This window comes from Pseudomonas sp. NBRC 111124 (genome assembly GCF_001320245.1).
Classification (GTDB): Bacteria; Pseudomonadota; Gammaproteobacteria; order Pseudomonadales; family Pseudomonadaceae; genus Aquipseudomonas.
In genome coordinates this window covers 24992-48801 of the sequence record NZ_BCBA01000053.1, presented here as the reverse complement: position 1 = coordinate 48801, position 23810 = coordinate 24992, and the positions used below count along the sequence as shown (strand labels likewise).

General features: G+C 62.3%; 25 protein-coding genes. 8 read left to right on the top strand and 17 right to left on the bottom strand.

Features of this window, described 5'->3' with window-relative positions; translation table 11 throughout:
• Positions 1 to 72: 72 nt before the first annotated feature.
• Positions 73 to 588 carry a superoxide dismutase family protein gene (gene sodC, locus APH28_RS20245; protein ID WP_060512303.1) on the top strand — a complete coding sequence of 172 codons (516 nt, stop codon included), beginning with the start codon at positions 73 to 75 and terminating at the stop codon, positions 586 to 588.
• Positions 589 to 653: 65 nt separating this feature from the next.
• Here sodC and APH28_RS20240 read toward each other — a convergent pair whose 3' ends face one another.
• From APH28_RS20240 to APH28_RS20225, 4 genes are all read right to left on the bottom strand, one after another.
• Positions 654 to 1256 carry an START domain-containing protein gene (locus tag APH28_RS20240; protein ID WP_060512302.1) on the bottom strand — a complete coding sequence of 201 codons (603 nt, stop codon included), beginning with the start codon at positions 1254 to 1256 and terminating at the stop codon, positions 654 to 656.
• Between the two features lie 91 nt (positions 1257 to 1347).
• Positions 1348 to 2184 carry a bifunctional allantoicase/(S)-ureidoglycine aminohydrolase gene (locus tag APH28_RS20235; RefSeq protein WP_060512301.1) on the bottom strand — a complete coding sequence of 279 codons (837 nt, stop codon included), beginning with the start codon at positions 2182 to 2184 and terminating at the stop codon, positions 1348 to 1350.
• A gap of 132 nt (positions 2185 to 2316) precedes the next feature.
• On the bottom strand, positions 2317 to 3681 hold the full coding sequence (locus APH28_RS20230) for an LLM class flavin-dependent oxidoreductase (RefSeq protein ID WP_060512300.1): 1365 nt from the start codon (positions 3679 to 3681) through the stop codon (positions 2317 to 2319).
• A gap of 16 nt (positions 3682 to 3697) precedes the next feature.
• Positions 3698 to 4669 (bottom strand): aliphatic sulfonate ABC transporter substrate-binding protein, encoded by a 972-nt coding sequence (locus APH28_RS20225; RefSeq protein WP_060512299.1) that lies wholly within the window; start codon positions 4667 to 4669, stop codon positions 3698 to 3700.
• A gap of 193 nt (positions 4670 to 4862) precedes the next feature.
• Here APH28_RS20225 and APH28_RS20220 point away from each other — a divergent pair, with 193 nt between their 5' ends.
• A complete protein-coding gene (locus APH28_RS20220; protein ID WP_060512298.1) occupies positions 4863 to 5741 on the top strand; it encodes an SMP-30/gluconolactonase/LRE family protein in 879 nt (292 codons plus the stop codon).
• Positions 5742 to 5750: 9 nt separating this feature from the next.
• On the opposite strand, the gene APH28_RS20215 is transcribed toward APH28_RS20220, so the two are convergent.
• From APH28_RS20215 to APH28_RS20180, 8 genes are all read right to left on the bottom strand, one after another.
• On the bottom strand, positions 5751 to 6413 hold the full coding sequence (locus APH28_RS20215; RefSeq protein WP_060512297.1) for a class I SAM-dependent methyltransferase: 663 nt from the start codon (positions 6411 to 6413) through the stop codon (positions 5751 to 5753).
• Positions 6414 to 6440: 27 nt separating this feature from the next.
• Positions 6441 to 7259: a phosphatase PAP2 family protein gene (locus tag APH28_RS20210; protein ID WP_060512296.1), complete on the bottom strand. Its 819-nt coding sequence runs from the start codon at positions 7257 to 7259 to the stop codon at positions 6441 to 6443.
• A gap of 2 nt (positions 7260 to 7261) precedes the next feature.
• The gene (locus APH28_RS20205; RefSeq protein WP_060512295.1) at positions 7262 to 7939 is read right to left on the bottom strand and encodes a histidine phosphatase family protein; all 678 of its coding nucleotides are present in this window, start codon (positions 7937 to 7939) and stop codon (positions 7262 to 7264) included.
• Between the two features lie 148 nt (positions 7940 to 8087).
• On the bottom strand, positions 8088 to 9293 hold the full coding sequence (locus APH28_RS20200; RefSeq protein WP_060512294.1) for an MFS transporter: 1206 nt from the start codon (positions 9291 to 9293) through the stop codon (positions 8088 to 8090).
• Between the two features lie 72 nt (positions 9294 to 9365).
• On the bottom strand, positions 9366 to 10412 hold the full coding sequence (locus APH28_RS20195) for a DUF3445 domain-containing protein (RefSeq protein WP_060512293.1): 1047 nt from the start codon (positions 10410 to 10412) through the stop codon (positions 9366 to 9368).
• Positions 10413 to 10429: 17 nt separating this feature from the next.
• Positions 10430 to 11398, bottom strand: a complete 969-nt coding sequence (locus APH28_RS20190) for a PDR/VanB family oxidoreductase (RefSeq protein ID WP_060512292.1) — start codon at positions 11396 to 11398, stop codon at positions 10430 to 10432.
• Entirely contained in the window at positions 11395 to 12000 is a 606-nt protein-coding gene (locus tag APH28_RS20185) for a dimethylamine monooxygenase subunit DmmA family protein (RefSeq protein WP_060512291.1), read from the bottom strand. The genes APH28_RS20190 and APH28_RS20185 overlap by 4 nt, the downstream gene beginning before the upstream one ends.
• A gap of 142 nt (positions 12001 to 12142) precedes the next feature.
• Positions 12143 to 13567 carry a gamma-aminobutyraldehyde dehydrogenase gene (locus APH28_RS20180; protein ID WP_060512290.1) on the bottom strand — a complete coding sequence of 475 codons (1425 nt, stop codon included), beginning with the start codon at positions 13565 to 13567 and terminating at the stop codon, positions 12143 to 12145.
• A gap of 216 nt (positions 13568 to 13783) precedes the next feature.
• Between APH28_RS20180 and APH28_RS20175 the strand changes: the two genes are divergently transcribed.
• The 6 genes from APH28_RS20175 (at position 13784) to APH28_RS28240 (ending at position 17987) form a co-directional block, all read left to right on the top strand.
• Positions 13784 to 14533 (top strand): FadR/GntR family transcriptional regulator, encoded by a 750-nt coding sequence (locus APH28_RS20175; protein ID WP_060512289.1) that lies wholly within the window; start codon positions 13784 to 13786, stop codon positions 14531 to 14533.
• A 42-nt stretch (positions 14534 to 14575) separates the two neighbouring features.
• Entirely contained in the window at positions 14576 to 15322 is a 747-nt protein-coding gene (locus APH28_RS20170; RefSeq protein ID WP_060512288.1) for a cache domain-containing protein, read from the top strand.
• 90 nt (positions 15323 to 15412) lie between these two features.
• A complete protein-coding gene (locus APH28_RS20165) occupies positions 15413 to 15613 on the top strand; it encodes a DUF1289 domain-containing protein (protein WP_060512287.1) in 201 nt (66 codons plus the stop codon).
• A 53-nt stretch (positions 15614 to 15666) separates the two neighbouring features.
• On the top strand, positions 15667 to 16302 hold the full coding sequence (locus APH28_RS20160) for a LysE family translocator (RefSeq protein ID WP_060512286.1): 636 nt from the start codon (positions 15667 to 15669) through the stop codon (positions 16300 to 16302).
• A gap of 91 nt (positions 16303 to 16393) precedes the next feature.
• Positions 16394 to 16912: a hypothetical protein gene (locus APH28_RS20155; protein ID WP_156340929.1), complete on the top strand. Its 519-nt coding sequence runs from the start codon at positions 16394 to 16396 to the stop codon at positions 16910 to 16912.
• A 61-nt stretch (positions 16913 to 16973) separates the two neighbouring features.
• Positions 16974 to 17987: a GNAT family N-acetyltransferase gene (locus tag APH28_RS28240; protein WP_082432352.1), complete on the top strand. Its 1014-nt coding sequence runs from the start codon at positions 16974 to 16976 to the stop codon at positions 17985 to 17987.
• 204 nt (positions 17988 to 18191) lie between these two features.
• Here APH28_RS28240 and APH28_RS20145 read toward each other — a convergent pair whose 3' ends face one another.
• The 5 genes from APH28_RS20145 to APH28_RS20125 all read right to left on the bottom strand — a co-directional run bounded on the left by APH28_RS20145 (position 18192) and on the right by APH28_RS20125 (position 23653).
• Positions 18192 to 18860 (bottom strand): DUF3313 domain-containing protein, encoded by a 669-nt coding sequence (locus APH28_RS20145; RefSeq protein ID WP_060512284.1) that lies wholly within the window; start codon positions 18858 to 18860, stop codon positions 18192 to 18194.
• Positions 18861 to 18903: 43 nt separating this feature from the next.
• Entirely contained in the window at positions 18904 to 20202 is a 1299-nt protein-coding gene (locus APH28_RS20140) for an OmpP1/FadL family transporter (protein ID WP_060512283.1), read from the bottom strand.
• A 105-nt stretch (positions 20203 to 20307) separates the two neighbouring features.
• Positions 20308 to 22053 carry an alkyl/aryl-sulfatase gene (locus tag APH28_RS20135; protein WP_256250167.1) on the bottom strand — a complete coding sequence of 582 codons (1746 nt, stop codon included), beginning with the start codon at positions 22051 to 22053 and terminating at the stop codon, positions 20308 to 20310.
• Between the two features lie 720 nt (positions 22054 to 22773).
• Positions 22774 to 23127 (bottom strand): hypothetical protein, encoded by a 354-nt coding sequence (locus tag APH28_RS20130; protein ID WP_060512282.1) that lies wholly within the window; start codon positions 23125 to 23127, stop codon positions 22774 to 22776.
• A 28-nt stretch (positions 23128 to 23155) separates the two neighbouring features.
• A complete protein-coding gene (locus APH28_RS20125; protein ID WP_060512281.1) occupies positions 23156 to 23653 on the bottom strand; it encodes a GNAT family N-acetyltransferase in 498 nt (165 codons plus the stop codon).
• Positions 23654 to 23810 lie beyond the last annotated feature (157 nt).

The following is a 23810-nucleotide window of genomic DNA, read 5'->3' as shown; positions in this document are numbered from 1 at the left end:
GGCTGGCAAGCTGTGCAGTCCCATTCATTACGTGGTATGAAACCCACCTGTCCCAAGCCATGGAGAAGCGACATGAAAGCAGTAGTCTTTACCGCATTGCTGGCCTCGGCCGGTCTCGCCCAGGCCGCACAGACGGTAGAACTGAAGCTGGCCGGGCCTGATGGCTCAGGCAAGTCGATCGGTACTATCAGCATCGAGCAGAACAAGTACGGCACCGTGCTCACCCCTGACCTCAAGGACCTGCCGCCGGGTGTGCATGGCTTCCACCTGCACCAGAAGGCCTCCTGCGCACCGGCTGAGGAAAACGGCAAGCCGGTTCCAGCGGGCGCTGCCGGTGGGCACTGGGACCCGGATTCCACCAATTCACACAAAGGCCCCTACGATGACAGCGGCCATCGGGGCGACCTGCCGGCGCTGTATGTCGGCGCCGACGGCAAAGCCACCTACCCGGTATTGGCACCACGTCTGAAGGCTACGGATTTCAAAGGCCATGCACTGATGGTGCATGCCGGTGGCGACAATCACAGCGACCACCCTGAGAAACTGGGCGGTGGTGGTGCCCGTGTGGCCTGTGGCGTGGTTGAGTAAACGCGACAGACGCTTATGGCCTCATCGCCGGCGAGCCAGTGATGGGGCCAGGGCGATAGGGCTCCTCAGGGTTGTTGGCGCTCGGCTACCGCACGCAACGTGCGCAGCGTCACCACCGGGGCATCGACGACGAAGCGGTTGGCCAGCCAGCCTGGTACATCCCCGGCGGGGTCGGCCTGCAACTGGTAGGTCACCTCGGTTTCCCGCTCCCCAAGCGGCTTCATGACCCATTCGCCCGACAGGTGCTGGACGCGGATCAACCCCGGCTCTTCTGGCAGGCGCTTCGGTTCGGCGCTGAGGTGCCGCACCAGGGTGCCGTCCTCCAGGCGCTCGGTGCGGACCTTGAGAATGATGTCGCGTGGCAGGGTCGGCCACGGCAGGTCGGTGGTCAGGTAGACCCAGGTGCTGTCGCCATCCACATCAAGCAGGCGCATCTGCTCGCAGGCATACAGCCATTTGCACGCGACCCGCAGGTTTTCCTGCAGGTCGGTGAGGGTGCGCACGCTGGCTTTCATGGTGCTGACGCCGCGAAACTGTTGGTAGGGCGAATCAGCAGCCGCGGCCAGGTAGACCCGGATACCTTCGCGGTCGTAGGCGATCTTCCAGTCATCAGCCGCCTGGCTGGCGGTGGCAACAAGCAGTACGGCAAGCAGCAGGCAGCGGTTCATGGCGAGTACCGCGCGATGGGGCAGGGCCTTTCAGTATGAGCGGCAAACAGAAAGCCCGCCAGGTGGCGGGCTTTCGAGCATCAGCCTGAACTCAACGCTGTGGGTTGAGGGTCAGGTGCACGTGACGGTTGACGTCTTTGTACAGCAGGTAGCTGAACTTGCCTGGACCGCCGGCGTAGCAGGCTTGCGGGCAGAAGGCGCGCAGCCACATGAAGTCGCCGGCTTCCACTTCGACCCAGTCCTGGTTCAGGCGGTACACCGCCTTGCCTTCCAGCACATACAGGCCGTGTTCCATGACGTGGGTTTCAGCGAACGGAATCACGCCGCCCGGCTGGAAGGTAACGATGTTGACGTGCATGTCGTGACGCATGTCGGCCATGTCGACGAAGCGGGTGGTGACCCAGCGGCCTTCGGTACCTGGCATTTCGATGACGGTGGCGTTGTCACGGTGGGTGACGAACGACTCAGGCACGGCCAGGCCTTCGACTTTCTGGTAGTGCTTGCGCAGCCAGTGGAAGGTGACGTTGGCCTTGCTGTTGTTGCGCAGGCTCCACTCGGCGCCCGGGGCCAGGAAGGCATAGCCGCCTGGGGTCAGGGTGTGGTGCTTGCCTTCAACGGTGATGTCCAGCTCGCCTTCGACGATGAACACCACGGCTTCGGCGTTCGCGTCCAGTTCAGGGCGCTCGCTGCCGCCTTCCGGGGCCACTTCGACGATGTACTGCGAGAAGGTTTCGGCGAAACCGGTCAGCGGGCGGGCGATGACCCACATGCGCATCTTGTCCCAGAACGGCAGGTGGCTGGTGACGATGTCACGCATTACGCCTTTGGGGATGACGGCATAGGCTTCGGTGAACATGGCACGGTCAGTCAGCAGCTCGGTCTGAGCTGGGTGCCCACCGTGGGGGGCGAAGTAGGAGTGGTTCGACATGAGCGGTCTCGACTTGTTGTTCTCTCCCCGTGCTTTGGACCACACCGGCCGGTGCGTGCAGGGGATGTGCGGACAGCATAGGGGGCAGCCCGCATCATCCACAAATTAAATGTTGAAATACTCGACATTCAGTTACTGAATGCAAACCTGGCGCCCCGCGTGGGCCTCGGGCAGCCGGTCGCCCTGGCCGAACAGCTTGTGGCGCAAGGTGCCATCGGTGTAGTTCAGCGGATAGCGGCCACGGCGCTGCAGTTCCGGCACCAGTAGTTCGACGACGTTGGCCAGGTCGTCCGGTTGCACGGCATAGGTAAGGTTGAAACCGTCGATGCCGGTCTGGTCGAGCCAGTGCTCCAGCTGGTCGGCAATCTCGCCGGGTGAACCGACCAGCACTGGGCCACGTCCGCCCAGGCCGACGAATTCTGCGGCCTCACGCACGGTCCAGCGGCGGTTCGGGTCGGCGGCAGTGAACGCCGCCAGGGCGGCACGGCCAGCGTTGTTCTCGACGTACTCGATGTACGCATCCGGGTCGAGGCCGGCCAAGTCGATGCCGGTCCAGCCCGAAAGCAGGGCGAGGGCGGCGTCCAGGTCGACGTAGCGACGGTATTCGGCAAAGCGCGCCTGAGCCTCTTGCGGGGTCGGCGCGACGATCAGCAGCGCCTGGGCATAGATCAGCACCTCGTCACGGCCACGCCCGGCCACCTCGCTGGCCTGACGGATACCGTCGGCGTAGCGGCGCAGCACGGTGGGTGTCGGGCCACTGATGAACACGCACTCGGCATGCCGGGCGGCGAATTGCTGGCCACGCGCCGAGGCACCGGCCTGGAACAGTACCGGGGTGCGCTGGGGCGAAGGCTGGCAGAGGTGCATGCCGGGCACTTGGAAGTGTTCGCCGGCATGGTGGATGGCATGCACTTTCGACGGTTCGATGTAGCGGCCGGTTCCGCGTTCCAGCTGCACGGCATCGTCTTCCCAGCTTTTTTCCCAGAGTTTGTACAGCACCTCCAGGTATTCCTCGGCCAGGTCGTAGCGCTGATCATGGCCCAGCTGGCGGGCCAGGCCCAGATTGCGCGCGGCGCTGTCGAGGTAGCCGGTGACGATGTTCCAGCCGACCCGGCCATTGCTCAGGTGGTCCAGCGTGGACATGCGCCGAGCGAAGGGATAAGGGTGCTCGTAGGTCAGCGAAAAGGTCACGCCGAAGCCCAGATGCTCGGTGACCCCGGCCATGGCCGGCACCACAAGCAGCGGGTCGTTGACCGGTACCTGCACGCCGCCGCGCAGGGCAGCTTGCGGGCTGCCCTGATAGACGTCGTAGATGCCCAGCACGTCGGCGATGAACAGCGCGTCGAACAGCCCGCGCTCCAGCAGGCGCGCGAGGTCGGTCCAGTAGTCCAGGCGGTTGAATGCCACGCTGGTGTTGCGCGGGTGGCGCCACAGGCCCGGGGACTGATGGCTGGCGGCGTTCATGCTGAAGGCGTTGAAGCGGATGTGGCGGGGCATTGCCTTTACTCCCTGGTCACGGCAAAACAGAAGCCGGGTAGATGGCATCAGCCACCTGCAACTTGTGCGGGATCAGGCCCAGGCCCTGGAAGGTATCGGCCAGTTTTTGTTGCTCGGCGACGATCTGTGGGGTGATGGCCACGGCGTTATAGTTGCGCCGCTCGCTGGCCACTTCCAGCACATTGGCGCTGATGCCCAGTTGCGGTGCCAGCAATTGCGCGACCTCGGCAGGCCGGGCGTTTGCCCACTGACTGACTTTACCCAGCTCGCTGAAGAAGGTCTTGAGCAGGTCGCGGTGCTGGTCGGCGAAGGTGGCGGTGGACAGGTAGAAGGTGCGGTTGTTGGTCAGGCCGCTGCCATCGCGCAGGTTCTTCAGGCCTGGCTGGCTTTCGGCCGCAGCGAGGAACGGGTCCCACAAGGTGACGGCTTGCACGCTGCCTGATTGCAGGGCGGCGACGGCATCGGCGGCGTTGTTGACATAGGCCGGGGTGATGTCCTGGTAGCTCAGGCCGGCCTGCTCCAGGGCCACGGCCAGCAGGTATTGGGCATTCCAGCCGCGGCCAGTGGCCACGCGCTTGCCTTTGAGGTCCTGCACGGCAGTCAGGTGATCCTGCTCGCGCACCACCAGGCCGATGCCGCGCGGGTAGGGTTGTTCGGCGGCCAGGTACACCACTGGCTTGCCAGCGGCCTGGGCGAATACCGAGGGCGCGTCGGCCGCATGGCCCACGTCGATGGCACCGGTGCTCAGTGCTTCTAGGAGCTGCGGGCCAGCAGCGAATTCGTGCCAGCTGACTTTCACGCCCTCGGGTGCCAGGGCCTTTTCCAGTGCCCCACTGCCTTTGAGAATGTTGAGGCTGTTGAATTTCTGATAGCCGATGCGCAGGGTCTTTGTGTCGTCGGCCAAGGCACTGGACCAAGGCAACAGGCTGCTGGCGACAGTCGCCAGGATACCGCCGACCAGCAGGCGGCGCAGGGGGGAGAAGGGCATGGGGGCGTTCCTTGAAGAGGGTGGAAAACGGTGTTTCCAGCCTAAGGAGATGGCGTTTGGCTTTCAATTTTTTAATTCCATTTGGTTAGATTTTTTTGTTCTTTTTATATCCTTTTGTTTTCATGTCGTCTGATGACGAAATTTTCACATCCTCTTGTTAGGATTCGGGCCAATCAAAAAAGGAGCCCCGTTCATGCCCATCCTGCGCCGGCGCAGCACCCGCATCGCCCTGACCGCCACCACGGGTCTGGTTGCCGCAACCCTGGGTTTTTTCGCTTGGCAGTCGTTCTACCCGGTGCAGGCCGCCCGTGGCTGGAGCGTGGAGGTGCTTCACCGCGACGTGGCCAAGGCGGCCTCGCTGCTGCCCCAGGCCGACGGCAGCCTGCTGGTCAGCCGCGAACTGGATGACGGCAAGGGCAGCATCCTGAAGATCATCGCCAACGGCGACCGCGTGGTGCTGATCGACAACCTGTCCAAACCCGACGGTATGGTCCCGGCCCAAGGTGGCTGGGTGTTCAGCCAGGAAGGCGGCCACGCACCGGTCAGCCTGTCGCGCGATGGGCAGGTCACCCGCCTGTTCGACGGTGACAGCGTGCAGGGGCTGTGGAACGACGGCGATCACCTCTATGCGATCGAAGACCGCAAGGGCAATGGGCGCTTGATGCGTTATGACTGGGCCAGCGGCCAACTCGACGTGCTGCGCTCAGGGCTGACCGAAACCGAAGGCCTGACCCGCTGCGCCGACGGCCGCCTGCTGTATACCGAAAAAGGCACCGGCATCGTGCGTGCGTTGTCCGACGACGGTAAAGACCCGGTAGTGGTCGAAGGCCTGCGCAATCCCACCTTCCTCATGTGCGACCCGCGCGGCCTGTGGATCAGCGAAGACAACACGCACCGCGCACGCTTGCTGCGTGTTGACGCCGATGGCACCCAGCATGTGGTGCTGACCTTCCTCAAGGCGCCGCAGTCGATCGTCGCCGATGGCAAGGGCGGCTACCTGCTCGCTGAAGGCGGGCGCAATCGCGTGTTGCAGCTGACCCCGCCTGCCGACCAAGACACCGCCCAGCGTTAACCGGGCAGGCTAACCAGCCACCATCAGCAACGACTGTGGCACCGGGCTCTGCGGATGCTGCGGTTCGTGCAGGCTGAGCAACCGGAACCCCGACATCTCCAGGGCATTTAGCCAGCTGGTCAAGGTCCGGAAGTACCACGGCATCGGTCGCCAGTCCCCGGCAAACCCGGCAAACGACTCCTCCCGCCAGCCATCCTGATAATCTGCGCCCGCTACGCTCCAAGGGTGCAAGGTCTGGATCACCAGCACGCCTTCAGGTGCGAGCAGTGCCTTCATGGCCGCCAGCAAGGGAATGATGTCTTGTTGAAGCAGGGCGAAGTTGGCGCAGATCAGGTCGTAGTCGCTACCGATATCCACCTCGCCTTCGGCCAGCTGGACATAGCTGGCCTGGTGCACGGGCGCTGAGCCGGCAGCTCGCGATGCCTCGACCAGCGCGGCGTCGCCATCCACGCCGGTCGCCTCGATGCCGCGATCGGCCAGCGCCCGCAGCAACCAGCCCTCGCCGCAGCCAAGGTCCAGCACCCGTCCAGGCTGGCGGCCGAGGATCGCCAGCAGGATTGCCTGGTCGGTGACCTGCAGGCGGCTCTCGATGGCGCCGCCACGCACCGCATCTATCCAGGCTTGGGCGTTGTGCTGCCAGCTGTGCAGCAGGGCGTCATCTGGGGTGGGCATGCCGGTGCTCCTGAGCAGTAGGACTGCTCAAGCATAGGCACTCACCGGTTTGCTGTCTGCGGTTTCCCGCACCGGTGCCTGCAGTGCCTCGCGGCCGTAGAAGCCCAGGGCGGTGGCCCAGGTGGTCAACCACACGAAGATGCCGGCCCAGAAGGTGTGCGACATGTAGTGCCAGCCTTGCAGTACGCGGGTGGTGCCGTAGACGAAGCCGATCAGCAGGATGGCCACCAGCAGCTTGTGCGCATGCTGCCAGCGGTGGCGCAGCGCCACGAAGTACAGCGCCAGCAGGGTGAAGCCGCTGGATGCGTGGCCACCGGGCCAGCAGCGGCCTTCACCGGCCTTGCTGAACCAGGTGAAGTTTTCGTACCACTCCACGCGCGCTTCGGGGCCGCCGTAGAGCGAGGTTTCCACCGGGCAATACACGCTGGTGTGGCTTTTCAGGTAATGAATGACCGTGGTGCTGAGGGCAAAGGCCACCACCACGAACAGAAAATCACGGCGATGACGGCTGGTGAAGCGCAGCACCGGACTGATGCGGGCCGCATTCAGGCCGCGGGTAATCATCGCGTCGGGGTGGTTTGCCAGGCGTGGCCAGATGAACGACAGCAGCGAACCGATGATAGCCGCCTCGCCGGTCCAGTTCGGCAGGATGCGCGGCCATTTATGGGTCACTTTTTCGAACAGCTGGTCATGCAACAGCGGAAACTGCCCGGTAACGGGGTCCAGCAGCAGGTTGCTGATCCAGCGGTCCAGCTCGGTCAGGTCGAACAGCAGGAACGTGATCGCTGCCAGCAGCAGTGGCAACAGCAGGTTGTAGACGTAGAACGTGGTACGTGATGCGGGCATGCTTACTTCCCTGTGCTGCTGTTGAGTGTTTGCCATTGGTTGGCGTTGAGCTGGCCGAGCAAGTGGGCCTTGCCGTTGCTGTCTTTGCTGACGAACAGGGCGCTGGCATAGCCAGCAACGCGCTCACCGCCCGCCACGCCCAGCTGCCGTTCGAGGTGGTCGATGCAGCCGCTGTGAGTGACCAGTACGAGGTTGTGGCCTTCGCGCTTGTGCGCCAGGGCGGCGTTGGCAAAGGTGCTGTCACAGCGTGCCAACCAGTCCTGGGTTTCGATACCCTTGCCGAAAACGGTCGATGCAGTCTGCTGGGTACGCACTTCCGGGCTGCTGAGGATGTCGGCATTGGCCAAGCCCAGGCGGCGGATGCCATCGCCGACAGCAGCTGCGGCCTGGTTGCCGTCCACGGTAATGCCGGCAGGGTCACCCAGGCAGGCATGGTTGGAGCGGTCGCAGCGTTCGGCATGGCGGATCAGGACAATCACGTTATTGCTGTTCCAGGCGCTGTAGACGCCATGCTCGCTCATCAGTTGCGAGCTGCCCAGGTTGGTGACATGCGTACGAAACACGTGCCAGAGGCCGAACGCCGTCATGGCCAGCAGCACCGCCAACAGCCAGATGGCAGGCACTTTCCGGCGTTTCAGGCGCAAAAGGCGCGGGTGCGTCGCAATTACATTTTCCAGCATGCTGCCACTCCGAGGACAAGGCTGGCTGCACCTTATCCTCGGCTTTGTGGCCCAATGGTGAAGCGGATGTGAAAATTGTCTTATCCCTGCCAGCCGCCGCCGGTCCCCCGCATGGCACGGACGTAGCCCATGCCATGCGGGAGGTGAATCAGGCTATTGCAGCCACCGGCAAGTGTGGCTGCTCACGACGAACACTGGCCAGCGGCACCGCCACCAGCAGCAAGGTCAGCACCACCGTCACGCCGATGCCCCAAGCCGCGAGGCTGAAGCCACCCAGCGAAATCAGGCCGCCGGAAATCGCCGGGCCCACTGCTAGCCCGAGGCTGAGGAAGCTGCCGGCGGCAGCCACCACGCGGCCTTCGCGGTCCAGCGCTGCGGCCAGGCCGGTGAGGTAACTGAGGGCGTAGAAGTAGGTGATGCAGATGGTCATTACCCCGGCGGTATACAGGGTCTTGGAATGCTCGCCCAGCACATAGCTGAGGCTGGTTGCGCCGGTCAGCAGAATCGCCAGGATCACCGGCGTGCTCATGCCGAAGCGCTTGCCGACCATGGCGGCGATCAAGGGGCCTATCAGGCCGATGATGGACTGGAACGACAGCAGCACGCCCAGTTCATCGCCGCTGTAGCCGACCAACGTGCCGATCCGCTCGACGAAGGCCCAGCCCATGGTGTCGCGGGCCTGGAACACGAACATCGCCAGCATCATGCAGATGGCCGGCAGGCTCAGCAGGATATTGCCTGCCCCTGGCTTGCCGGCTGGCGCCTGGAGTGAAGGTTCGGCAATCGGTGCGCGTTGCGCCATCGCCGGGATGGCCAGCAGCATCACCGCCATGGTCGCCGCCATCGCGTAATACAAACCGTGCAAACCATGGCTGGCCATGACGTTGGCATAACCCAGCATCACCACGATCATCAGCACCACCGACAACACGTTCATGTGCCCGGCAACCCGGTCCGGGTGCTTGGCGCTGGACACGGCGGCGTTGCCACAGGCCAGCGCCAGGCCGGCGCCAATACCCGCAACACAGCGTACTGCCGCAAGTGCATAGAGGCCGTCGACATTGGCGCTGAGCAGGTTGGCGGCGATCGCCAGCAGGGTGCCGGCAATCGCCAGGGTGCGCCGGGGTGCACGGCCCATGAACGGGGCGACCAGCAGCGAGGCGAGCATGGTGAAGCCGAACTCGGCCGACATCAACAACCCGGCCTGGGCTTCGTTGAGTTGCAAATCGTGAATGATGGCGCTGATCAGGAACGGCAAGGCCCACAGCCCAAGCAGGCCGACGCCGTACGCAGACGCAGCAGCGGAGAACACCAGGCTCCAGCTCTCGGGCAAGCAGTGTTTTATTGTTTTCATTGGGGTGACCCCTGAGTGGCATGCACAGCGTTGGGTAGACGCGCGCCGGTGGCCGGCGCGCGCAGGGTAGTGTTATTGCTGGCTTTCGTCGACCGGCGTGCCGTCGTCGTACTGCGACAGCCAGCTGACCATGGCGTCGCGGTAGCGGGTGAAGCCCTTGTAGTCGACCAGCTCCTGGTCCAGGTCACGGATCACCCGGTGCATGCGCTTGGCCCATTGTGGCGCGAACTCGGCCAGCTCTTGCAGGCTGACCAGGTAGGTGCGCACCGGGAACAGCACGGCGTTGCTGCGTGGCAGGCGGTGCAGCGGTTGCAGCTCGATGCGCAGGTTGACCCGTTCGCCGGCGTTTTCGGCGGTCACGGAGGTGCGCTCCGGGGCCCAGTCAGGCAGCGTTTCGGCGGAGGTCTCCAGGCGTGGGTCGACGGTGATCGACCAGTTGGTGCGGCGCACCGGGTGGCCAGGGCGCAGGCGCAGGAGGAACTTCAGTGCGCGCTGCAGGATGCCCATTTCATGCAGCTTGGGTACCGGGCCATGGAACTCCATGAAGCTCATGCCGAGATTGAAACGCAGCGAGTAGTCAGCGCGCTGGGTGGCCATGCCGGCACCCATCACCAAGGTGTCGTCACGCTCTTCGAGGAGAATGAACTCGCCCTGGGCCTGGCGGGTGATGTACTCCATCGGCTCCATCGGCAGGGTGCTGGCGTCTCCGAAGGTGAAGGTCTGGTCGATCTGCAGTGGGCGGTTGATCCAGTGCCACTGGCTGCCTTTCTTTTCCAGGGTGAAGTGCTCGGGGTAGTCGCGCGAATACGACTCCATCAGCAGCTCCAGCAGGTCCCACTGGGCTTCCATCATGTGCGGCAGGGCGGCGTAATGCACGCCCGGCTGGCTGTCGAGGGTGTGCGCGCGGTGGTGGCATTCGGAGATGTAATGCTCGTCGATGTCGAATTGCCCGCGCAGCGCACCCGTGCCGAAGGGTACGTGCGGCTCGACGTTCATCGAGTACATGTACTGGTCTTCCGGGTAAGGGAAGGGCAGACGCAGCACGGCTTCGCGGCTGTTTTTGTAGGTGTGGCCCTGGCCTGCGTCGGCGTAGGTCTCGATTGGCTTGAATACGGTCATGTTGTTGTTTTCCTGTCTCAGAGGTCTACGACCAGGCGGCTGCAGTTGGCGCGGGATACGCAGGGCATGAATTTGCGCTTGCTCAGCTTGTCTTCCTCGCTGAGCCAGTCGTCGCGATGGTCGAGTTCGCCATCGAGGTCCAGTACTTCGGTCTCGCAGTAACCACAGGCGCCGCCGCGGCACAGGTAGGGCACCTTGTAGCCGGCCTGTTCGGCGGCCTCGAGCAGCGACTGTTCGGCCGGTACTTCGATGGTCACGCCCTGGCGGGCCAGGGTGACGCTGAACGGCTGGCCGCTGGAACCTTGCTCGACGAAGCGCTCGTAGTGGATGTGGCTGTCGGTCCAGCCCAGGGCGTGGGCGCTGTCGAGGGTGTCGTCGATCATGCTGTCCGGGCCGCACACATACACGTGGCTGCCCAGCGGGCGGCCTTCGAGGATGTGGCGTATGTCCAGGCGCGCCTCGACGCCTTGCACGTAGAGGTGCACGCGCTCGCCGTAGCGAGCCTGCAGCTCCAGGCCCAGGGCGGTGTGCTCGGGGCCGCGCACGGCCAGGTGCAGTTCGAAGGTAGCTTGCTTGAGTTGCAGTTCTTCCAGTTGCGAATAGACCGGGGTAATGCCCACGCCGCCGGCAATGAACACGTGCTGGCGGGCATGCTTGGCCAGCGGGAACAGGTTGGCGGGCTGCAGGATCTGCAGCAGGTCGCCTTCAGCGACCCGGTCATGCAGGTAGCGCGAGCCGCCCCGGCCGTCGCTGACCCGGCGTACGGCGATCTGGTAGGCGCTGGAGTCGTAGGGGGAACTCATCAGCGAGTAGGCGTTGCGGTGAGTCTTGTCGCCGTCTTCGACCACCACCACCACGTGGCTGCCGCCGGAAAACGCCGGCAGGTGCTTACCGGCCGGGTCGACCAGGGTGAAGCGAGTGATTTCCGGGGTGAGCGCTTCGATGCGGGCGACGCGCACGCTGAGGGTGCCGTTATGGGTATTCATGTGTCGAGCTCCTCGGCTGCGGGCAGTTCGCCCGGCACTTCGCCATCGGCCTTGATGCCCTGGAAGGCGGCCAGGCGGCGGGAATAGTGGTCGCGCACCACCAGGTCGAGCTGGCAACCGGGGCAGCTGAACACACGCTGGGTGACGTTTTCGGTGTAGGTGTCGCAGTGCGCGCACCACACACGGCGGACCAACGTGCCGCTGTGTTCGCGCAGCACTTCGTCGCGGTTCAGGTCGACCGCATTGGCGGCCTGCATGGCGGTGCCGATGAAGCTTTCCGAGCCACTGAGGTACAGGCGCGTGCCCATGTGGGCCTGGCCCAGCCGTTCGCGCAGGGCCCCGATCAGTGCCTGGTTGCTGGGGAACACCTCCAGCCCGGCCGCTTCTGCGGCTTGCAAGGCCTGCAGGTGGTCGTGCCCGGAGAACGACTCGGTGGAGTAGAGCAGGGTGCTGTGCGCGCGCTGCGCGGGGGACATGTCTGCGATCAGGCGCAGCATGGCCGCGCCGCCGCTGCCCTGGCCCGCGATCAGGTGGCGCAGGCCACCTGTCATGGGCCGTAGCTGGTCATAGACCGGACGGCTTTTGATGCCGGTGATAAGCATGGTGACACACCTCGTAAGCCCGAACCTCCGGCGTGTGCCGGAAGGTAACGTTGACGGCTGTTTCCAGGCTTAGGCACGGGTAAAAGCAGAACCCATGCCATATTGCCTATGGTTTTATATGTTTTATGACCAAATTCGACAATCAGTGCTTGAACATCACGTGGCGCACGCAGGTGTAGTCTTCCAGGCCGTACATGGACATGTCCTTGCCATAGCCCGACTGCTTCATGCCGCCATGGGGCATTTCGCTGACCAGCATGAAGTGCGTGTTGACCCAGGTGCAGCCGTATTGCAAGCGCGCAGCCAGGCGGTTGGCGCGGCCGACGTCGCGGGTCCACACCGACGAGGCGAGGCCGTAGTCGGAGTCATTGGCGAAGGCCAGGGCCTGGGCTTCGTCGGTGAACGGGGTAATGCTGACCACCGGGCCGAACACTTCTCGCTGGACGATCTCATCCTCCTGGCGAGCATCGGCCAGCACGGTCGGCTCGAAGAAGAAGCCGTCGCCTGCGCCCCGTTGGCCGCCGGTCACCAGGCGGATATGCGGCTGGGCCTTGGCGCGCTCGACGAAACCTTCCACACGCTCCAGGTGCTCGCGGGTGATCAGCGGACCGAGTTCGGTCTGCGGGTCGTCCTGCAGGCCCATGCGCAGGCTGGCCACGGCCGCGCCCAGCTTGCTGACGAACTGCTCGTAGACGCCTTGCTGGACATACAGGCGGCAGGCTGCGGTGCAGTCCTGGCCGGCGTTGTAGAAGCCAAACGCGCGGATACCCTCGACGGCGGCATCGATGTCGGCGTCGTCGAAGATCAGTACCGGCGCCTTGCCGCCCAGTTCCATGTGGGTGCGCTTCACGCTGCTGGCGGTACTGGCGATGATCCGTGCGCCGGTGGCCACCGAACCTGTCAGCGACACCAGGCGCACCTTGGGGTGGTTAACCAACGGCTCGCCGACGCTCGGGCCACGACCGAACAGGATGTTGACCACGCCGGCCGGGAACAGCTCGGCCATGATCTGGCCCAGCGCCAGGGCGGTCAGCGGGGTTTGCTCGGAGGGCTTGAGCACCACGCAGTTGCCGGCGGCCAGCGCCGGGGCGAGCTTCCAGGCGACCATCATCAGCGGGTAGTTCCACGGCGCGATGGAGGCCACCACACCCAGCGGGTCACGGCGGATCATCGAGGTGTGGCCCGGCAGGTACTCGCCACCGGCCGAGCCCGACAGGCAGCGGCTGGCACCGGCAAAGAAGCGGAACACGTCGGCGATGGCCGGGATCTCATCATTCAGCGCGGCCTGGTAAGGCTTGCCGCAGTTCTGCGACTCCAGGCGGGCGAGGGTGGCGGCTTCGGCTTCGATGCGGTCGGCCAGCTTGAGCAGCAACTGGGCGCGATCCCTGGGCGGGGTCTGCGACCAGCCGGCGAAGGCCTGGTCGGCAGCCTGTACCGCGGCATCCACCTGGGCAGCGCTGGCTTCGGTGATATTCACCAGCACCGTGCCTTCGGACGGGTTGTACACGGCGTACGGGCTGCCTTGCCCGTCGACCAACTGGCCGTTGATCAGGAGTTTGGTTTGCATGGCGGATTCCTTGGTCGGTCTTATTGGTAGAAATCTAAACCTATGAAACCATATCTTAATATTTTTAGTTTGCCAACCACTGCGAAAAGCCGCTTCCAGGCGGTAGAATGGCCGGCCAATCGGTATCGGGCGCTGGCCCGTTCGCTATAAGATGCGAAACTGAACCTTTTAGCCGGGGCCCGCGCCAAGCCTGGCAATGCTCGATAGGGAGAGGCAATGACTGCCCTGAATAGTGCTCGTAACACCGCCTTCATTCGGTTGCGCCAGGAAGGGCGAACCGATGAAGTGGCGCGCCGCCTGGTGGAGGCGATCGAGCTGGGAATGTTCGCCGAAGGGCAGCAATTGCCCAGTGAGTCGGAGCTGGCCCTGCAATTGGGTGTGGCCACGGTGACCTTGCGTGAAGCGCTGGTGGTGCTGCGCCAGCGGGGCTTGATCGAGACCCGCCGAGGGCGCAACGGCGGCAGCTTCGTCTGCGCTCCGGTGGAGCTGCCCGAAGCGCTGCTGTTGCAACGCCTGCGCGACATGAGCGGCCCCGACCTGCGTGACCTGGGTGATGAACAAACCGCGATTTCCGGTACTGCCGCGCGCCTGGCCGCCAAGCGCAGCTCGCCCGAGCAGCAGGCACGTATCGCCCAGCATATCGAAACCCTCAGCCAGGCCAGTTCGCGCCTGGCCCGGCACCGCGCCGATGCGCGTTTTCATATTGAAGTGGCCGCCGCTGCCCAGTCGCTGCGCCTGACCAGCGCAGAGATGCGCCTGCAGTCGGAAGTCGGCGAACTGCTGTGGATGGAGGCTGCCGGCGGCGGTGACGTGACAGTGGTCGAGCACGAGCACCGGGCAATTCTGGAGGCATTGATGGCCGGCGATGCGGTGCTGGCCGGCGCGTTGGCCGAGGCCCATGTCAGCCGTGGCATCAAGCGTCTGATCAGCCTGCGTCTGGAGCTGCTGGCCGACGGGCAGGATTGAGCCATCCATAACAACAAAGCTGTACCTGCGTGAGGTAATGCCATGTTTGCCCTGAGCGACAACGACCCGCTGTCAGCCTGTGCCCAGCAGCTGGACCAGACCCTGGGAACCATCTTTGGCCAGGTCCGCCAGTTGGTGGAAGAGACCCGAGCGTTATGGGAGCGGGTATTGGCCGAAGGCCGCCAGCCGAGTGCCAAGGACCTGGCGACCCTGCGCCCGGCCATTGACCAGCAGCTGCTGACTACCGGTGCCTTTGGCTGTGGCGGTGGCGTTATCGTCGAGCCCAACGGCCTGGCCGACCGCGAAATGCATCTTGAGTGGTGGTACCTGGCCGACGGCGGCAAGACCCTGCCGTTGCGCCCGAACTTCGACCGGCGCCGCGAGAACTACTACGACTACACCGAGATGCCCTGGTACAGCCGGCCGATGAAGACCGGCAAGAGCGTGGTCGAAGGGCCGTACGTGGACCTGTACGGCACCAATCTGTACGTGCTGACCTTCACCATGCCGATCGAGGTGCAAGGCCGGTTCATCGGGGTGGCCGGGCTGGACCTGTCGCTGCACAACGTCGAGCGCCTGCTGGTGCGCAGCCTGATGCGCCTGGAGCATGAAGCGGTGCTGGTTTCGGCGGACGGGCGGGTGATTGCCTCGAATACGGCGAACTGGATGGTCGGTGACCTGGCGCAAGCCTTGCTGAACACCTTGCCGCGTGACGGCATTCGCCTGGCGTTGGCCGAGTCCGAGGCGGGGTGGTCGCTGGTGCGCTTGCCGGTGCTCAGGCGCAAGTGACCGGTTGCCTGCTCCGGCCTCTTCGCGGGTAAACCCGTATGCCCGGCTGCTGCCACAGGGTATGATCCGCGGCCGTGATTGGAGCCCGCCATGGCCAAAGACATCGAAAACCCCTGCGTCTCGCTCTGCCAGCTCAACAGCGAGCTGTGTGTGAGCTGCGGCCGCACCCGTGAGGAAATCCGCAAGTGGCGCGGCATGAAGCGCCCGGAGAAGATGGCCGCCGTGCAGCGCGCGGCCACGCGGATGAAGGCCATCAGCAAGAAGAACGCCAAGCGCCTGGGCAGCGACTGAAGCCGCTGCGCTTGTGTAAGATGTGGCCTTCGTACCGTTCTAGAGCCTGCCCCATGGAAACCCACTCGCTACTCGCCTTTACCCTGGTCGCGGCCATCGCCGTCGCAAGCCCAGGGCCTGCCACGTTGATGGCCATCAACAACAGCCTCAACCATGGCCAGCGCAGTACCCTGTGGTCGTCGCTGGGCAATGCCACCGGGCTGTTCTGCCTGTCGGCGGCGGCCATGCTCGGGCTCGGGGCCTTGCTGGCCAGTTCCGAAATGCTGTTCAACGCGGTCAAGCTGATCGGTGCCGGTTACCTGTTCTACCTCGGTGCCCGGCAGTTGCTCAAGAAAGGCCCGATGCTGGTAGACCAGGCAACGGCGAAGGTCAGTAAACCCACCCCGATGAAGTTGTACAAAGCGGCCTTCCTGACTGCCGTCACCAACCCCAAGGCGACCATGTTCTTCACCGCACTGTTCCCGCAGTTCATCGACCAGGGCGTGGCGCTGCTGCCGCAGTTTCTGACGCTGACCGGGATCTTCGTGGCGTTGTCGCTGAGCTCGTTGAGCCTCTATGCCGCGTTGGCCACACGGGCCAAAGGTGTGCTGACCCGCCCGGCGCTGTCGCGCTGGGTGAGCCGTGTGGTGGGGACCACGTTCATTGGGTTCGGAGCGGCGATTCTCACCATGCGCCGGCAGGCTGCTTAAGAGCGTTTTCGCGCCCACAGGATTGAGACTGACAAGGAGCGTTGCAATGCAGTACCCAGGACGGCTCTCACCCGATCAACACGAAGCGTTCATGACACGCTATGGCCCAGTCTTCGGCTTGGGCATCTTGCTCTGCATGGTGGCAGCTGGGATGGGCATTGGCCTGCTGCAGAGCAGCTACCTGCGTCATCAGCCAGACAGTGCGATTTACGCACTTAGCACGGGTGTTGCCATGGTCTTGCTGCTCTGCGCGGGCCAGTTTGCAATGATCCGCGGTTTTCGCTGGGCCATATGGCTGATCCTGCCGAGCTTGATAGCGCCTGCACTCACGGCAGCCAGTCTGTTCGGTAGCCGCCATGCCGGAACCTCGCAGGTGATCATCCTGGTGATTTCCCTGGTGGGCTTGCTGGTGTTGAACAGCGAGCGCCATCGCGGCATGCGTCGGCGCCTGGTGGAAATGCGCCTGCAGCGCATCGGCCAGCTGCCACCCACCCGTGAGGACGAGTTTCCAGACGGCACGCCGCCCGCAAAGCCATGGTTCAGCATCACGATGCTGGTGCTGGCCGTGCTTGTCTTGATTGGCAAGGTCTGTTTGCTGGTGATGAACTAGCGGCGCCACGGCTTTTGGCAAATGCCTGAGGCTCACCCTAGCGAGACCTAGGAGATTGGACATGGACGTGCTCATCACCCTGGCAGCCCCGGAAGACCTCGCCGGTATCGCGGAAGTGACGGTAGAGGCCTGGCAGGCAACGTTCAAGGGCATCCTGCCGGAGGCTTTTCTCGCCGGGTTGACCATCGAGGCTCAGCAACAACGGCACCAGGCCCTGTTCGGCGGCAGGGGCGTGGTGTACCACGTGGCCAAGGTAGCGGGAGAGATCGTCGGCTTTTCGTCGGGCGGGCCGAATCGAGACCCAGCGTCCGATGAGGCCAACGAACTCTATGGCTTGTATCTGCTGCCGGGCTGGCAAGGTCAGGGCATCGGGCGGCAACTGCTGCTGGCCGTGGCGATGCAGTTGCAAACGCCGGGCCGGCAAGGTCTGTTCGCCTGGGTGCTGGCGGATAACCCGCATCGGCATTTCTATCCGTGCTGCGTTGGCCGGGAGGTAGCCGTGCAGCCTATCGAGCTGGCGGGGCAATCACGGCTGTTAGTGGGCTATCGTTGGTCGGCGGCTCCTGCAGCTGATACGTGCGTGTTCAATCCTGACGACTACCTTGAAACGCTTGGCGGGCGCGTGTTCAGCCAGCCGCGCAACGCCGAAGCCTGGCGGCTCGTGCTGCTGGCTCTGGAGCGTGCACTGGCGCACGCGGGGCCAAACGCGCGATTGCAGCTGGTGGTGGGCGTGCAAGGGGCTGGGAAAAGCTACTGGATCGAGCAGCATCGTGCCGCTAACAACGACCACAGTTGTCTGTATTTCGATGCAGCACTGCCACGGCGCGTGCACCGTGCGCCAATCCTGACGTTGGCTGCGCGTCATGGTGTACCGGTCACGGCAGTGTGGGTTCAGGCCACGCTCGAGCAGGCGCTGACACGTAATGCCTTGCGCCGGGTCGATCATCAAGTGCCGAGGTCGAGTATCGAGGCGGTGGCGGCTGCCTTCGAGCCACCTTGCAGATCCGAGGGGTTTGTCGAGGTTATCGAAGTAAACGCCAGCCTAAGTGGGCACGAAAAGGCCGCATGCATTTAACTGTCTAAAATGGGCTCTGCTGCCATTCGTGCCGGACCGCTTTCGATCCAAAGCGGTCTTCGGCAAGCTGACTTAACGCACCTGGCCTAATTCGCTGATAAAAGGCTCACCGAACTCCTTATGATAGTGGACGGTAGGCCTCTTTAGAGCTTGAGTGCCAAGTGGACAGGCCCACCGCCAATCCCTGGCAGTGAGCCCGTCCCGCTATTTCTTCAGCGACTGGAACGACTTGACCATGTCTCGCGCCCATCCATCCAGTACTGCCTTGGCGTCCTTCGCCTGCATGACCTGGGAGGCGTTTTCCAGGTCGGTGCCCGCACCCTTGCGCACCACCTCAGCCACGACCTGGTTCGAGTTGCCGTCAATGAAGGCGGCTTCAGTGGCAACGCTGGTGTCCTGGTCGCGGATACCAGTGGCAGTGCTGATGCCGGCAGCGATCAGTGCAATCGGGATCACCTCGTACGGACGTAGCCCTTTGGTGGACGCACTGACCGCGGTAATGGCCGGACGGACGATCAGTACATTCGGGCCAGGACTGGTGGCCAGGGGCAGCACTTTGGAAAATTCGTTTTTCAACGCCTGATCGTAGTACTGGGTAATGCCCGTCAAGGTGTTCTGCGGGACCTTTTCAGTCGGTTGTGGTTTCGGATAGAACTGGCTCGGTTCTATGAAGACACTGCTATAGGTGCTGGCATTGGTGCCGGGCTTGATCCAGCGCATGACCGCTGCACCGCTCGGCGATTTCTCTTCCTTCAAGACGCTGTAGTCTTTCAAAAAGCCGGAATATTGCTCAGGCTCCACATACTTGTTGGCGCAGCCACCGAGCAGCAATGATGACAGGCATACGGTTGCAGCGATCGACTTCAGTTTCATATGTTCTCCCTCTTTGATTATAAATCCTGTCATTCGCAAATCTTCAGAACCGCCAGGTCGCACCGCCGCCCACGATATGCAGGGCGCTGTTCTTGTATGTGCCCGATAACGTATTGCCCGAGCGTGACTTGGTCTGATCGACGTCCATGTTGCCCAGCCAGACCAGGGTGTAGGCCAGATGGACGTCCAGGCCTTCCTCGACCTGGTAGTTCACGCCGGTGGCCAGGCGCCAGGTTTCACTCATGGGGTTGTCTACGGTCCGGTCTTTGTCATCGACTGCGGAACTGTCATAACCCACTCCGACACTCCAGCGAACTTGCCGCGTCGCTTGATACATCGCACCCACCGACGCATGCCAGGTGTCTTTGTATTTACGATCCACCGTGCGGCTGACCCCGCCACCATTGGCATCGACGTCAACCCCGATATCGCCGAAGTCACTCCAGTCCTGCCAAGCCAGGCTGCCAAGCAGTTTCCACTGTTCGTTCAGGTCGTGGGCAATGCTCGCCGTTACCGTTTGTGGCACATTCAGGTCCAGCTCCAGCGAATCGACATCGAGGCGATTGAGCCCTGCGTTGAGGATGGGGTTGGTGATATTGCGAACGTGCGGGCTGTCTTTGAACTCCAGCTTGACCTTGCTGGTGTAGGCAAGGCCGACTGCGGTGCTTGGCAAAAGGTGGTAGAGGAGGCCGAGGTTGACGCCGGTACCCACGTCCGTGTCCTTGTATTCCAGCTGCCCGTCCGGGCGATCGCGCAAGCCGAGCAGGTTGTTGTTGATCGCCATCTCGGTGCGGTAGTAGCCCAGCATGATGCGCGGTCCGATGCCGACCGACAGCTCATCGGTGAACTTGTAAGCCAGCGTTGGCTGGAAGGACACACCGATGATCGCCGCTTCTTGCGTGAAGTAGCGGCCGGCCCAATCATCGTCATAGTCCAGGGCCAGCCCGAAGTTGCCGTACATGCCAAAGCCGATCGCCGAGCGGTCGTCGATTTGATGGCTGATGAACAGGCTGGCACCGGGCAAGTATTGCAGCGCGTTGCCGCCTTCATTCCCGTCAAACTGATTGTTGGCCTCCCGTGAGAACTTGATATCGCCAAGAATGACCTGTGCGTTCGCACTGATCTGTGTGCCTTTGAGCTGGGTAAGGCCTGCGGGGTTGCTCATCAATACGCTGGGGTCTTTGGCCAATGCCGCAGAGCCTGCGTTCGCCAGGCCGTTTCCTTCCTGGCCGGCTTCGTAGATGAAAATGCCGCCGGCTGTTACCTGAGAACTGGCCAGCAACAGCGAGCAAGCCGTTGCCGGGAGTGACCAGCGATGGACAGAGCGCTGGTATGTATTCATATCGCTCTCCTTTGAATGACGAGGTAACGTGCCTGCGAGAAAAAGGTGGCAGGACACCGACAAAGTCGATGCCCCGCCCGACGCCTAATCGCGGCCAAGGAGCATTCAGGGAGTTACGATCGGGAACCAGAAGTCGAAGTTGTCCATGTAGCTCATCAACTCTTCCAGCTTGCCTTCCGCGCCGTCGACCTTGATCGAACCGGCACTGACCGCGTCCTTGAGCGTGGTTTCTTTGAGCATCAGTTTGTTCAAGGTGTCACGGGTCAGGGTCAGCTTGGCATCGGCGTTCTTGGCCTGCAGGCCTTCGGTGTGGTTGAGCACACCGTTGACCATTTCCAGCGTGTACTGCTGCTTGAGGTCGGTGAAGTCGAGGTTGATGGTGATGTGCTTGTCAGCCACTTCCGGCCCCTTCAGGCGCATGCCCAGGTAGTCGAAGAACAAGTCCAGGTCCATCGCCTTGACGGTATCCGGGCTTGCCGTATCGGGCGTCGGAAGCTTCTGGACGCCTTCACGCAGCTCTTTGGCACCGGTCAGATAGAAGTTGCGCCATGGGCCGCTTTCAGCCTGGTAGCCGAGTTGCTCCAGCGCGTCGGCCTGCATGTTCTTCGCCGCCTGGTTGCTTGGCTCGGCGAACACCACATGGTTGACCACCTCGGCGACCCAGCGGAAGTCACCCTTGTCGTAGTACTCCTTGGCTTTTTTCAGGATCGCTTCGGAGCCGCCCATCATGTCGACGTAGCGCTTGGCCTGTTCTTCCGGCGGCAGTTGCCACAAGGTAGCGGGGTTGCCGATGAACCAGCCCAGGTAAAGCACGTAGGTGGCTTTGACGTTGTGGTTCAGCGAACCGTAGTAGCCGCGGTTCGAGAAACGATCGGCGATGCCCTTGGGCAGCTGCACCTGCTCGGCAATTTCGGTCATGGTGTAACCCTTGTTCGCCAGGCGCAGGGTTTCGTCGTTGATGTAGCGGTACATGTCACGCTGCGACGACAGCTGATCGCGGACTTCCTTGTTGCCCCAGACCGGCCAGTGGTGCATGGCGTACATGACCTGGACGTCGTCACCCCACATCTTCAGTGCTTCATTGAGGTATTTCGACCATGGCAGCGGCTCGCGGATCTTCGCACCGCGCAGCGAATAAGTGTTGTGCATGGTGTGAGTCGAGTCTTCAGCGGTGTTCAGCGCCTTTTTCTCGTGAATGTAGTAAAGCATTTCTGCCGGCGCTTCACTGCCGGGTGCATACAGGAACTCATAAGTCAGGCCGTCGATCACGTGTTTCTCGCCGGTCTTCTCAATGATGTCGGTCGGCGGGATCAAGGTTACGGTACCAGCCGATGTGGTCGTGCCGAGCCCTGCACCCAGTTGGCCGGTCTCGTTCGGCGGCAACAGGTTGCCGTACATGTAGCTGGCACGGCGGCTCATGGCAGTACCGGCCATGACGTTCTCCGCGACAGCATGCTCAAGGAAGCCTTTGGGGGCGTAGATCTTCACCTTGCCGGCCTTGACGTCGGCTTCGTCGACGACGCCTCGAACGCCGCCGTAGTGGTCGACATGGCTATGGGTATAAATGACGGCAACCACGGGCTTTTTCGGCCGGTGCTTGAAATACAGTTCCAATGCCGCCTTGGCCGTTTCGCTGGAAATCAGCGGGTCGAAAACGGTGATTCCTTCTTTACCCTCAACGATGGTCATGTTCGACAGGTCGTAATTACGCACTTGGTAAATGCCATCAGTGACCTCGAATAGGCCGGATATATTGATCAGTTGTGATTGGCGCCACAGGCTGGGGTTGGTAGTGGCGGGAGCTTCGGTGCCTTCCTTGATGAAACCGTACTTGCTGGGGTCCCAGATCATGTTGCCGTTCGGCCCTTTGATAGGTTCCGAAGGCAGAGGGGCGATGAACCCTTTGTGGGCTAGTTCGAATGAGGTTTTGTCGTTAAAAGGCAGCGCTTTCAGTAGCGTGTCATTCGCAGCTTTAGTTGCATCGGTCGCCGGCTTGGCCTGTTCCGCCGCCCATGCACTGGAGCCGAAGGCGACCGCTGTCGCAAGAAGGAAGGAGGAACTCAGTTTCCATATTCCGGAAGAATTGCACCGAGCGTTTCGGTGAGACGATTTAGCGATCAATTTCATTACAAGCTCCTTTTGATTGACGCGCTGTACCGATACCGGCAACTTCCAGCAATTGACGACCATTGAATTCGCAGGCTAGACGTTATTCCTGTGCTGGCTGATTAAGCTGTAATCTCATTTCACGACATGACGGAATCTATTGAATTTGGTATTTGATTGCAGTGAGCTATGAACTTTAGGCGGCATTTTCTATTAGGCAATAGAGCTTTTATCTGCTGAAATGATATAGCTTTATCGCTATATTTTTTGCCGTAATGCTAAGGCTATGTTGTTAAAGTCGTTTTTTATCTCCCCACGACAGAATGCCGCATGCTGAAAAGCACGTAACAAAATGTGAGGACGATCACAGGTGTGTGTGCAACATGGACTATCTTTTTAACCGCTGACTGCAGATCGCTAAGGGTCTTGGCGAGCAAACAACCCACGTGACATACCCTATCGGCGTCAGCCGAGCAGGTCGAGCATCCCCTCAAGGGCGCTTTCCAGGCGGGCCAATTCGATGTGCGTGCCAGCGCCATACTCAGCGATACGCAACGCACACTCAATGATCACCGTGAGCCCCTGAGGTGCGCAATGGCCGGGGTATTTGCGCAGCTTGAGTTCAACCCGGGTCGGGCTTGACCAAGTGGTGCGGTCTGCTGACCACAGACGATCCTCGAAGGCAAACACCACGCTTGCGTTCTGGGTATCGATGATTTGCGGCGGGAATAGCCAGTGCGTGTTGCCTGCTTCCCATGGGGTTGCCTGGACTTTGTAGCGCCCGTCTGGAGACAAGGACAGTATTTCAATCTCGCTCATGGGGGCGTCCGCAAAGGCTCGAAAATGATCACTGCAAAGCAATGGGCTTGGCCATTTCCGCCGTTGCAGCCCAACCGCTTTGCTCATAGACCGGTCTGCCTGTTTCTGTCGCGTGCAGGACCGCGAAGGTGATGCCTCGACGCGCGAATTCGGCGTCAGCCGCTTGCATCAATGCCGAGGCCAGACCTCGGCGACGGTAGGCGGGCTGGACGTACACATTCAACACGTACCCACGCTTGTCCAGGGTTGGGTGCGAAGGGTGGGGAGGCCAATCAATGCTCATCAGGCCAATGGCTGCGACCGGCTGGTCGCCATCGAGGAGTTTAAAGCCGTAATACCGACCATCAGCGAGCCGTTCTTCCAGCCATGGGCGAAAGTGCTGAGTCATGACCTGCAGTTTTTCAGGGTCACCGCCTGCCTCGAGAAACATTTGCTGGCGATGCGAGCAGATCATCTCCAAGTCGCAAGGGCCGACAGGCCGGCACTCCAGACCGGAGAAATCTACACATCCTTGTAACTCGTTCATCATTTCTCCAGCGCCAATGGCATCGATTCATGAGACGGCAGCCTATGGCAGCATCGGGCGCATTTGCAATGGCACCGGGGGCCGAGGCGAAGGTTCGCACCAAAGCTTCAGTCGGGTAGGGCGCCTCAACCTTTCACAAGGGACTGCATGGGGTGCG